General features: G+C 53.9%; 9 protein-coding genes. 8 read left to right on the top strand and 1 reads right to left on the bottom strand.

Going from position 1 to position 12,078, the window contains the following annotated elements; genetic code table 11:
* Positions 1–6 precede the first annotated feature (6 nt).
* The 5 genes from HFP08_RS18380 to HFP08_RS18360 all read left to right on the top strand — a co-directional run bounded on the left by HFP08_RS18380 (position 7) and on the right by HFP08_RS18360 (position 6,923).
* Positions 7–186: a hypothetical protein gene (locus tag HFP08_RS18380; RefSeq protein WP_168122069.1), complete on the top strand. Its 180-nt coding sequence runs from the start codon at positions 7–9 to the stop codon at positions 184–186.
* 189 nt (positions 187–375) lie between these two features.
* A complete protein-coding gene (locus HFP08_RS18375) occupies positions 376–1,743 on the top strand; it encodes an ABC transporter substrate-binding protein (protein WP_168122068.1) in 1,368 nt (455 codons plus the stop codon).
* A gap of 11 nt (positions 1,744–1,754) precedes the next feature.
* The gene (locus tag HFP08_RS18370) at positions 1,755–3,590 is read left to right on the top strand and encodes a cache domain-containing sensor histidine kinase (RefSeq protein ID WP_168122067.1); all 1,836 of its coding nucleotides are present in this window, start codon (positions 1,755–1,757) and stop codon (positions 3,588–3,590) included.
* Positions 3,562–5,214, top strand: coding sequence for a response regulator transcription factor (locus HFP08_RS18365; protein WP_168122066.1), 1,653 nt, complete (start codon positions 3,562–3,564; stop codon positions 5,212–5,214). The genes HFP08_RS18370 and HFP08_RS18365 overlap by 29 nt, the downstream gene beginning before the upstream one ends.
* Positions 5,211–6,923, top strand: coding sequence for a glycoside hydrolase family 3 protein (locus HFP08_RS18360; RefSeq protein WP_168122065.1), 1,713 nt, complete (start codon positions 5,211–5,213; stop codon positions 6,921–6,923). Before HFP08_RS18365 ends, HFP08_RS18360 begins: the two co-directional genes overlap by 4 nt.
* Positions 6,924–7,121: 198 nt before the next feature.
* On the opposite strand, the gene HFP08_RS18355 is transcribed toward HFP08_RS18360, so the two are convergent.
* Positions 7,122–8,267, bottom strand: coding sequence for a YfbR-like 5'-deoxynucleotidase (locus HFP08_RS18355; RefSeq protein ID WP_168122064.1), 1,146 nt, complete (start codon positions 8,265–8,267; stop codon positions 7,122–7,124).
* Between the two features lie 81 nt (positions 8,268–8,348).
* On the opposite strand from HFP08_RS18355, the gene HFP08_RS18350 reads away from it, so the two are divergent.
* The 3 genes from HFP08_RS18350 (at position 8,349) to HFP08_RS18340 (ending at position 12,066) form a co-directional block, all read left to right on the top strand.
* Positions 8,349–9,332 (top strand): bile acid:sodium symporter family protein, encoded by a 984-nt coding sequence (locus HFP08_RS18350; RefSeq protein ID WP_240941555.1) that lies wholly within the window; start codon positions 8,349–8,351, stop codon positions 9,330–9,332.
* A gap of 124 nt (positions 9,333–9,456) precedes the next feature.
* A complete protein-coding gene (gene pnpS / locus HFP08_RS18345; RefSeq protein WP_168122063.1) occupies positions 9,457–11,235 on the top strand; it encodes a two-component system histidine kinase PnpS in 1,779 nt (592 codons plus the stop codon).
* Positions 11,236–11,343: 108 nt separating this feature from the next.
* Entirely contained in the window at positions 11,344–12,066 is a 723-nt protein-coding gene (locus HFP08_RS18340) for a response regulator transcription factor (RefSeq protein ID WP_168122062.1), read from the top strand.
* Positions 12,067–12,078 lie beyond the last annotated feature (12 nt).

Raw genomic sequence — 12,078 nt, 5'->3', positions numbered from 1 at the left:
TGCCGCATGACAGAGTTTAATGCAAAATCACAGTCAAATCCGTTGCAGGATCGATCCCATCGCATCAAGGAGAAGCTGTCCGGGGAGACCATTGCGGAGAAGGAAGGCGCCGCCAGGAACGCGAATGACGAATGGAAACAATGGTATGCGATCATAAGCGAAACGACAAAGAAGCTCAGAGGATAAGGATGACTCGGCCCGCCCCGTGCTTCTGCACAGGCGGGTTCCCGCATGTCTGCCCGCAGAAATAAGAGAATAGTATCCCTCTTCATTGTTTTTTCTACCTCCTTCCTTGAGGTGGAAAGCAGATATAATTAGAGTTACATAGACTTATGGCGAGCGAGCTGTAAGCGACGGCAAAGGGGCTGTCTATTCATGAAGAACGCCTGCATTCTGATCGTCATGCTGCTGACGTCGATGATGTGCGCTGCCGCTTGCGGCTTCATCGGTTCGAATTCCGAGCGCTCAAGCGGCGAGGAGAATTACAAGGAAGTAACCTTGTCGCTCCGGCATACGCAGATTAAGGAAACAAGCCAAACCCGGCTTAAGGTGCTTGAGGATGTTGTCGCCAAGACGGAGGAAGAGAACAAAGGACTGTCCTTCAAGCTCGAAGGCATCGACGAGATCGTCAATCGTGACACAAAGCTGAAGCAGGAGATGGTCGTTGGCAATCCGCCGGATATATTCGAAGTGTTCGGAGGAGCCGACCTGAAGCTCTATGTGAAGGCGAGCCGCATGCTCGATTTGACTCCGATACTCGAGGAGCTGGAGCTGACCGATCAATTCGAAAGCCTGGACGAATTCACGATTGACGGCAGAGTCTACGGCGTGCCTTACGGCGGTTATAGCGAAGGCATCTTCTACAACAAGAAGATGTTTCGGGAGCTGGGAATTTCGATTCCGAAAACATGGAGCGAGCTTCTCCAGGCGGCAGACAGAATCAAGGAAGCGGGCTTTGTGCCCTTTGGGCTTGCAGCCAAGGACGCCTGGGTCATGGGCATGATGTGGAACACGATTATGGAACGGTACGTCGGCATCGATGCGTTCAACGAGCTGCTGACAGGCGAGGCGAAATGGACAGATCCGAATTTCATCAAGGGCTTCGAGGCTTATGCAGACTTGATGAAACGGGATTATTTCACGAAAGGCGCGCTTGGTCTTCCTTATGCGGATCAAGGCTCCCAATTGCTGCTTGGCAAGGCTGCCATGGTGTTCACCGGCACTTGGGACATGAATCATTTCACAAGCACGGATGCGGGCGGACAGCAGGTCGAGATCGGATTTTTTGCGTTTCCATCCATTCCGGGAGGTCAAGGCGATCAGCAATCCATCAACGCTTCTTATTCCAATGGCTTCGGCTTCTCCTCAGATCTGTCCGCGGATCAGATTCAGGCCGTTAAGGCGTTCATTGCGAATTTCTTCAACGAGAATGTTCAAAAGCGCGCGATGCTGGAGGATAAGCTGCTGCCGTCCATGAAGCTGAGGGATCTGTCCGACATCGATCCGCTTATGAACGAGGTGTTGCATGCGATGGCAGGCGCAACGAGCAAATGGCCCGCATTCGACGCCATTGTTCAACCGGTCGTAACCTCCGAGATCGGGATCGGATTGCAAGAGCTGATCGGCAATCTTTCCTCGCCGCAAGAAGTGGCGGCCCGTCTTCAATCCGTGCAGGATAAAGCCAACACCGCTGGAGCCAAGCCGGCCGCGCTTACGCCGTATTCGACCCAGGAATTGAAATAGGAGGCAGGCTCATGAATCTTAGACCGAAATTGATGCTTGCCTTTCTAACGCTTATTATTATACCGATGATTGGTCTTGGCATCTTCTCCTTCATCAGCTCCGAAAACTTGCAGGAGAAGAAATACAGCGAGCAGACGGAAATTACGCTGAAGGCGATCGGCGGCAACATTTCGTACTTTTTCCGTGAGCTGGATCAGCTGTCGAACGGCAATGTCATCAGCGCCGAGGTGCAGGATACGCTGAAGCAAAGCGATCTGCCGATCGATGATCCCGGAGCGCTTATTCGGATCAATCAGGCGGAGAAGGATATGAGCCGCATTCTGTTCCAGCATCCGGCCGTAAGCTTCGTCGTGCTCTACGCGAGCAACGGGACGATGTTCCGTTCCTACCGCAATGATCCGACGACGTTCCGTCCGATCTCGTTCGCGGATCTGCGGAAGCATGCCTTGTACGATGATGTGATCAGCCTTGGCGGCAAACCGCTCTGGATCGGTCCGTACGAGCAGAAAGAGCTGACCGGCGTCGAACCGCCGCTGTTCACGATGATGAGAGTCGTGAAGGACATGGAATCCTTCAACGATCTGGGCATTATGGTGATGCAGTACAAGACGGAGGAAGTCAGCTCCATGCTCAAGGCATTTCAGAATCCGGAGGCCGAATCTCCCGGAGCGCGGTATTTTATCCTGAATTCGGAAGGCTTGATCATGCTCGACAGCAACAAGGAATGGGACGGCAACAGCATTAATAGCTATACCTCCTCGACGCCGCAAAGCACGCAAAATTACGAAAGCTCGAGAATGAAATTCGGCGGCGTGGATTCGCTTGTCTCATCCTATCAACTGGATCGGGGCGGCTGGATACTCTTATCCGTGCAATCCTGGAATTCGCTTACGAACGAGAATGTGCGCCTCGTGCAATGGATCGGCATGATTACGTTGTTCGGACTTCTATCCGCGATTCTGTTCAATGTGTTCTTCGTGAACCGCGTAGCGAAATCGATTATAAAAGTCGTTCGCAAGATGAGATTGGTTGAGCAAGGCTTGCTCGACATACGGATAACCGCGCAGGGCAAAGACGAGACGGTGCTGCTCGCAAGCAGCTTCAACAGCATGGTGGAGCGGATCGGCGGTCTGCTCACGGAGGTTCGCAGAGAGCAGGAGCGCAAGCAGCATGCGGAGCTTATGCTGATGCAGGCGCAGATCAAGCCCCATTTCCTATTCAATACGCTGGAATCGATCAACGCGCTTGCCGCTCAGAATGAAGGCGGCAAAATCATGCTGATGGTGCGCCGGCTCAGCAATTTGCTTCGTACCTCTATGCATCATTCCGAGGAAATCGGCATCTATCAGGAAATCGAGCATGTCCGAAGCTATCTGGAAATTCAGAAATATCGCTTCGAAGAGTTGTTTTCTTATGAAATCGAGGTCGAGGAAAGCGTACTGTCATACAACATTCTGAAGCTGACCCTTCAGCCGCTCGTCGAGAACAGCATTCAACACGGCTTCGACGGTTATGAGGATGGACAGGGCATTATTTCCATCAAGGTGTTCACGGAAGCCCATCATATTGTTCTTATGGTGAGCGACAATGGAATCGGGATGAGTACGGATACGCTGCAGCGGCTGAATGAAGGATACAGCCCTTCGCGTAAGGCAGGGAACGAGGCGGAGCTCGGCGAACGTAGGGGGCTGGGCTTGCGCAATGTCGCCGATCGGCTCCGCATCCATTACGGCCCCGGCTTCGGCATGATGATCTGCAGCAGCGAAGGATATGGAACTGTAATCAGATGCGCCATAGGGAAGAGAAGAGGTGATAGCGATGACGGACAAAGTGCTGTTAGTGGATGATGAAGCCCATATCACGCGAAATTTGGAAAAGGTGATTCCCTGGGATATGCTTGGTCTGACGGTCGCCGGGGTGGCGAAAAACGGCGTAGAAGCTCTCCAGGTGATGGAAGAGCATTCAATTCAGCTTCTTCTGTGCGATATCCGCATGCCGGTCATGGACGGTCTCGAGCTTGTGCGCCATATTCGGGACAAGGAGATGCCCTGCGACATCATTATGCTCAGCGGTTATCAGGATTTCGCTTATACCCGGGCAGCCATTCAATACGGCGTGAACGATTACGTGCTGAAGCCGATTCCCTATGACGAGCTGACGGGTGTTATCGCCCGCATCATGTCCAGTCAGAGAAGCAAGCAGAGGCAACAGATTGAGGAGCAGCAGAAGCTTGGACGCATGATTGATCTGGCAAGCGAGAAAATACTGTATGACATCATTATGGATTACACGGATGTCTCCTCCGATCATTGGCTGTTCTCCGGCGATGAATGGGATCTGCGGCAGCAATTCGTCATGATCGTGCTGAACCTGGACATCGGCGCGGCAGAGACGAAGGATTGGCGCGATTGGCCGGACAAGGAGCGCAAGCTTTGGAATTTCGCCGTCTGCAACGTGCTGCGCGAGAAGCTGCAGAGGGCAGGCTTGCATCACGCGGTTTTGCAGACGAGAGACGGCGAATGGTGCGTGCTGATTGAAGGGAAGCAGCTAAGTAGCTTCGACAGGGAGCAGATCAAGGCTTGGGCGGATATGCTCCTGTCGGCGGTCAAGTCGCATGTGAAGCTGTCGCTTAATGCTGGCATTTATCGTCAATTCGCCGAGGTTGGCGGGCTGGCCGGCGCGTTCAAGGACGTGCAGCGAGGCGTACAGCTCACGCAGAACGACGAGACGATTTGCTTCTATCCGCTGGATGTGATGAAAGTCTCGCCGGCGGATCACGAATTCTGGGTTACGGCGGAAAGATTGATTCAAGCGGTAAAGCGAGGCGACATCAACGCCGCGGATCTGGAGCTGGAGCGGATGACGGCGCAGCTTCACGCGGCGGGCGAACAGAACAACGCCAGCGTTAAGCCGCTTCTTCACTTCTTCGTTCTGCATCTCATGCGGGAGATGAAGGAGATGTCCGCGTTCACGAGAGAGCAGGAGGATTCGCTGTGGAGGCGGCTCGACAGTCCGTTTGTGATCAAGGATTTGTTGATGTTCATTCGCCAATTGACGCTGGGGGTCGCGGAGCGTTCCGTGGATAAGAGGAAGCAATCCGAGCATTCTCTTGCAGAAGCGAAGGCGTTCATCGATCGGAATCTGAATCGCGATCTTAGCGTCGAGGAAGCTGCTACCCATGTATCGTTAAGCACTTCGTATTTCAGCTTGCTGTTCAAGCAGGCTTTCGGTGAAACGTTCATCGAATACATGACAAGACAACGCATGGAGCTTGCGAAGCAAATGCTGTCTCAAACAGGGAAGAGTATCTCCGCGATTGCCAAGGAAGTCGGTTATGCGGAACGCAGATATTTCACGAAAGTGTTCATGAAATATACAGGAGATAATCCCAGCGATTATCGAAGCAAGCATGGGCAAGACGGAGCTTCACAGCAACGATCAGTCAACCTAGAGGAGGATGAAGCAAGATGACACAGAAGGTGAATGAAAGCAAAGGTGGAAATAGCGGAAGGAACGCGACAGCAAAAGGGAATGGACATGGACATAAGGATGCACGCGCGGTTAAAAACAAGAAGTGGAATAAGGATTGGAGCGGTTGGAGCTTGAAGGAAAAGCTGGCCCAGCTCTTCGTCATCGGCTTCCACGGCTTTGAAGCTTCCGAGGAAATCAAGCATTTTATCCGCGAATACGGCGTCGGCGGTACGGTCTATTTCTCACGCAATGTAAAAGATGCTGAGCAGGTGCATGCTTTATCCAGTGAATTCGAGCGTCTCGCCGAGGATGCGGGCCGACCTCCGGTCGTTATCGCCATCGACCAAGAGGGCGGCATGGTGGCCAGGCTGGTGGATGGCGTCACGCTCATGCCGGGCAATATGGCGCTGGGAGCAACGGGCAATCCCGAGGCGGCTCGGGAGACGGCGGCGATATGCGCGGAGGAGCTCCGGCTTCTCGGCATAACGAACAATTACGCGCCTTGCATCGATGTGAACAATAATCCGAACAATCCGGTCATCAACGTAAGGTCGTACAGCGATCGGCCGGATGTGGTGTCGAGCTTCGGAGCGCTGGCGGTGCAAGGGTATCAGAGCGGAGGGGTAGCCGCAACGGTGAAGCATTTTCCGGGACACGGCGATACTTCGGTTGATTCGCATCACGCGCTGCCCGTGCTTCCCCACACGCGCGAACGTCTGGATGAAATCGAGCTGAAGCCGTTTCGAGCGGCGATCGCCGCCGGCACGGATTGCATCATGTCCGCTCATGTGAATATCCCGGCGCTCGAGCCGAGCGGCTTGCCGTGCACCTTGTCGAAGCGCGTTCTGACCGGACTGCTCCGCGATGAGCTCGGCTATGAGGGAGTGGTTGTGACCGACTGCATGGAGATGAGCGCGATTGACGAGAATTACGGCCCGGAGGCCGGCGCGGTGAAGGCGATCGGGGCAGGCGCGGATATGGTGCTGATCAGCCACACGCATACGAAGCAGCTTGCTGCGCTTGAAGCGCTGGCAGCAGCGGTGGAAAGCGGCGAGCTGTCGCTCGCGAGAGTGGAGGAGTCGCTGCAGCGCGTGCTTGCCTTGAAGGAGAAGCTGGGCCTTGGCGAGCTGATTCTGCCATGGGAGCAAGTGAAGCCGGCCATCGGCACGGAGACGAACAAGGCTGTCGCCCGCAAATGGAGCGAGGCTTCCGTCACCCTTGTCAAGAATGAAGCCGCGTTGCTTCCCCTTCGTCCAGGCGAGAAGACTCTGGTTCTGTGGCCGGATATCGTACCTGTATCGGTAGCGGACGAAATGCTGGAAGGCGACGGTACACTTGGCGATTATTTGAAGCGTTCCGGGGTCGATGTGACGGAGCGGAGGATGAACAGCGAGCATCCGCTTGCGGATGGAGACAGCTTCGATAAAATTATTGTCGTTACGTATGACGCGTCAAAGCACGAGCTGGAGCGGGAGATTGCGCGCAAAGCCGTGAAAAGCTATCGCAACAAGGTCATTGCGGTCTCTGTGCGGAACCCGCTCGATTTGTTGCATTATGAGGAAGTGTCGGCGTATCTCGCCGTATACGAATGCAGGCCGCTTGCGCTTGCTTCGGCGGCGAAGGTTCTGACCGGAGGGCTGGTGCCAGAGGGCAAGCTTCCGCTCGATCTGTCCGAAGCGTATCCGTTCGGCTGGGGCCTGAAGTTGTAGTACGTTTTGATGCTCATCAAACATAAGAATTAGCAACAAAACCGAACAGCACTCTCCTTAACTGCTTGAAGGGGTGCTGTTTCGCTTGTCGTGGGAGAGAGACTCGGCTGAAGCAAAGTGAGAGAGGTGCTGCAGGTGTAAAAAGTAACTCTGGAGAGTCGGAACGGAGGCTCACGCCTCCGAAAAAGAGCCCTCCGCTCACCCCACAAAGTTGTCGTATGTCAGATCATGCAAAATGTAAGCGAGGAAAAAGATGACGCAGGGATGCTCGTAATGATGCTGAATGTGGATGAGCTGCTCGTAATATTTCTTCGCATAATGCGGATTATTGCGCATCTCGAGATTGCTCTTCACCAGCGCGTCGATCTTGTCCGCGATGTCCACAAGCTCGCCCTCGTACGTGTCATCCTTCGCATGCGCCAGAAAATCGGTCATATCCGCATGGAAGAAGGAAGGCAGCTTGGCGATCATATCATGAGCGACCTCTTTCTCGTATCGCTCGAAAGCTTCTCTGACCGCTTTCGACGATTTCTTGATCGGCGAGGCGACATCGCCGCTTACGCCTTCCACGACATCATGCATGATAGCCTTGCCGAGCAGCCGGTACAGATCGATGGAGCCCTTGCCGAACCTCTCGCGCTCGAGCAAGCCGTTGAAAAGCGACATCGCCGCCACTCGGAACGAATGGGTCGCATCGTTGTCAGGGATGAGATTGAAGCTTCCGCCCCAGCGTTCGATCAGGTCCAAATTAAGAATATGCTCCAGAAAAGAACCGACGCCTTCATCCTCTTTATCGTCCAGCGCCGTTAGCAGCCAGCGAATGGAAGGACATGGCGACGATGCGAGAGAATCCCGAAGCTGCTCGTATTTCTCCTGGAAATACAGATTGGCGTCCAGTCTGTATTCCCTGCCGCAGAACAGCATCGCGTCGAAGGAATCGATGTCTCTAACGAGCTGCCCGATATAGGTGTCGTCCTCTGCAAGCACGATATAGTCATGGAAGTGAGGCTGAAGCGACCGGGACAGCTGGGATACGATTTCCTTGCTCACCTCGGCTTCGAGCCGACTGATATGCTCCGCCACATGCTGATCCTTTTTCGTCACATATTTGATCGATCCCGTCACGGTTTCGTTCAGATCATGAAGCAGTGCTTTCGCTGCCAGCGCGAGTTTATCCAGTTCTTTCCCGTACACCTGCTCCTCGATGATTCCGGCAAGAATCGCGATCGCGCCGCAGCGAAAGCTGTGGCTGGCCGCATTGTCCTTATATCTCGGGCTGTACTCCATCCATCTTGACACATATTGCATCTGAGTGGCCGCCTTGGCAAATCGACTGTTGTTCATGCTCATCACCTTCCTTGTATGCTATTATAAAGCTTAAAGAAGCCAACTAGAAGGGATCGCAGAGATTATGAGGGATTGCAGTTGAAACTTAATGAAATCGGATTGACGTTTAACAAATTTGTAGAGAGATGGATGTTTCTGATCGTGCCGGGCTGTCTCTTGCTCGGCTTTGTTTTCTCGGAGTCGCTGCAGCCTTACGTGGAAGCCGTTCCGTACATGTTCGGCTTTGTGACGCTGACGATGGCGCTGGATTGCGGAATCAGACAGCTCGGACAAGCTTTCCGAAGACCAAGCATCATGATTTTGACCTTTACCATCGCTCATATCGTCTCGCCTCTGATCGCTTACGGCATCGGCACGCTCGCGTTCGGCTATCATTCTCCATACGTAATCGGGCTTGTGCTGTTCACAATTATTCCTCTCGGAGTGTCGACCGTGCTGTGGGTTGGAATGTCCGGCGGAAGCGTGGCGCTGATCCTGGCCATGGTTGTGCTGGATTCTCTATTAAGTCCAATTATCGTTCCTGCGGGCGTTCATTTGTTCTTCCAGACCTCGACCGCCATCGATGCCGGGCCGCTAATGCTGGATTTGACGATTCTAATCGTATTGCCGACGATTATCGGCATCGGCTTGCATGATTGGTCCAGAGGACGCATTCAAGGCTATGTGAAGCCGTATACGGCTCCAATCTCGAAGCTTTGCTTTGTGTCCGTGGTCGGACTCAACGCCTCGGCTATCGCGCCTTACATGAATCAGCTTAAAGGCGATATTGTGCCCCTCGTCGCAATTGTGGTTGTCATGGTCGGCCTCTGCTATGCGCTCGGCTTTTTCAGTTCAAGCCTCTTTCGCGACCAGCAGGTACAGACTACCGTGTCCTACGCCACGGGGATGCGCAACATATCGCTGGGCATCGTGCTCGCGCTCGGTTATTTCAGCCCACTGGCGGCGGTGCCCGTCGTGCTGTCGATTTTGATTCAACAGCCTTTCGCGACGATCCATCATTATGTTTTACAAAAACTTAACAAAAAAAGCGCTGGCGTAAAAAAGGCATCGCATGTACGATAAAGCTTGGCTATTGGCTTGCGGCATTTGCCATAAAGGCCTATAGGGCAAGCCCGGATCTGCCGCTTGACGCGTCAAATCAGCCGAGACGTTATACCAGCCGGGAGAAGACAGAAGGAGGAGCGCCATGAACAGCTTTCGCACAAGGCTGACCCTGATCATTATTATCATGATCGCATTGTCAGTCAGCGCCTCGGGATTTCTAATGATGAAAACCTTCAAGGAAAACCATATCGACGCTCTGGAGGATAATATGGTGCGGGAGATGCGGGTTATCGCGGCCCGAGAGGATTGGCGCACCGGTAATCTGGACGATATGATCGATTATTATACCGAGCAGGCGCATGAGCTTCGGGAGCTGGCGGACGCAAGGGTGACGTTCATTCGCAATGACGGCGTTGTGCTGGGAGACTCCGACAACGATGTGCGAAGCCTGGATAATCATCTGCATCGTCAAGAGGTGCAGGACGCTCTGAAGAAAGGCGTGGGAAGATCGCTGCGCAACAGCGACACCATGCATCAATCCATGCTGTATGTCGCCACTCCGGTGGAGGTCGTGCCTGGTGAGGAGCCCTATATTATCAGATTGGCGATGAGCCTCGACGCCGTCGATCAGAGCATCGCGAGGTTGACCGCGGTTCTCATCGCCGGCTTGCTCATCCTGTTCGTTGCCGCCGCGCTGATCAGCTATCGCATTGCGCAAGGCCTCACGAAGCCGCTGGAGAAGATCACGAGAGTAGCCAAGCGGATTAAGAATATGGATTACCGGGCAAGGGTGGAAGTGACGAAGCAGGATGAGATTGGCGAGTTGGGTACGGCGATCAACGCCATGGCCGACAGTCTGCAGGTTCAGATGTCGCGGATCAAGCAGAATGAGAGCCAGCTTGAGAGCGTGCTCGACAATATGATTAACGGCATTGTGATGATTGACGCGAACGGCGTTATTCTGCTTATGAACCGCAGAGCGGAGGATGTGCTCGGATTTTCCGCGCGCGAGCTTGTGGGCAGGCATTTCACGGATGCCAAGCAGCAATATGAGCTCTCCCAGCTCATACAGGAAGCGCTCGATACGAAGGAGCATCTGAAAGAAGAGACAACCTTCTACTTTCCGGAGGAGAGACTGCTCGAGCTCAATCTTGTGCCGGTCAGCGCAGGACCTGGCGGAGGCTTCGGCGGGGTGCTGCTCGTGCTGCAGGATGTGTCGGCCATCAGACGTCTAGAGCGAATGCGAAGCGAATTCGTGGCGAATGTGTCCCATGAGCTGAAAACCCCGATCGCGGCGGTGAAAGGTTTTGCGGAGACGCTGCTGAGCGGAGCGGTTCAAGACAAAGAAACGACGAATTCCTTCCTGCAGATCATCTACGACGAGAGCGACCGCTTAAATAGGCTGATTGGCGACATACTAGAACTGTCGAAGATCGAATCGCGAAGAGTGCCGCTGTTATTCTCGCCGGTCGATCTGGATGCTTTCGTCGGCAAGACGATTGCCTTGCTGGAGCCGGAGGCGGCCCGCAAGGATATTAAGCTGAGCCGGGACGTGGAGCAGGGATTGTTCATAGAAGCGGATGAGGACCGTCTGCGCCAAATCATGATGAATTTGTTGTCCAACGGCATTAATTACACCGGTGAGGGCGGCAAGGTTTCCGTGTCGATTCATGCGGCCGGAGAGGATTACATCCGCATCGAAATAAGCGACACCGGACTGGGCATTCCGAAGAAGGATTTGCCGCGCATCTTCGAGAGGTTCTATCGGGTCGATAAAGCGAGATCCCGCAGCTCTGGCGGAACCGGGCTGGGCTTATCCATCGTGAAGCATCTCGTCGAGCTGCACAAAGGAACGATCACCGTGTCCAGCAGCGTCGGAATCGGAACGACCTTCACGATCGAGCTTCCAGTGATTCAGTGAAAAAGCTTTACCGCTTCTTCATAAAAGCGTGGTACACTAGGAATAGCTGACGAAGAAAAAAACGCCGGACGGCGAAAGCCGTCTTCCGCAAGTTTTTAGGAGGTCAATATGGCGCATAAGGTGCTTGTCATTGAAGATGAACCGACGTTGTCCAGGCTGCTGTCTTACAATCTGACGCAGGAAGGGTACGAAACGACGGTAATCGATCATGGAGGAGAAGGGCTTCAGGCCGCATTGCAGAAGAGCTTCGATCTCATTATTCTGGATATTATGCTGCCCGGCATGAACGGCTTCGACGTTCTGAGCAGGCTGCGTCAGCAAGGCGTGAAGACGCCGGTTATCGTGCTGACGGCGCGGAATGCCGAGGAAGAGGTCGTGCAGGGCTTGAAGCATGGCGCGGATGATTATATCACGAAGCCGTTCGGTGTGGCTGAGCTGCTTGCGCGGGTCTCCGCCGTGCTGAGACGTACGCAATCCGAGGATTCGCAGCCGGCTGCCTCTAACGAGAAGGTGATAGCGATCGGCGAGCTGTCCATTTATCCCGAGAAATACGAAGTGAGCGTCGGCGGCGAAGCCATCTCGCTCAGACCGAAGGAATTCGAGGTGCTGCTCTATCTCGTTCAGCGTCCGGGAATGGTCATTACGAGAGACGATCTCATGAACATTGTGTGGGGATTCGATTATATCGGGGGGCAACGCACGGTGGACGTACATGTCAGCTCGCTCCGCAAGAAGCTTGAGCTGGGGCAGCAATCCGTCCAGATCGAATCGATAAGAGGTGTTGGCTACAAGCTGGTTATGCCGAAAAAGCTCGCAAACCCTAACACTTAGGGATCTGCGAGC

This window comes from Paenibacillus sp. HB172176 (assembly GCF_011947265.1).
Taxonomy (GTDB): Bacteria; Bacillota; Bacilli; order Paenibacillales; family Paenibacillaceae; genus Pristimantibacillus.
This window is presented reverse-complemented; position numbering and strand designations above follow the sequence as displayed.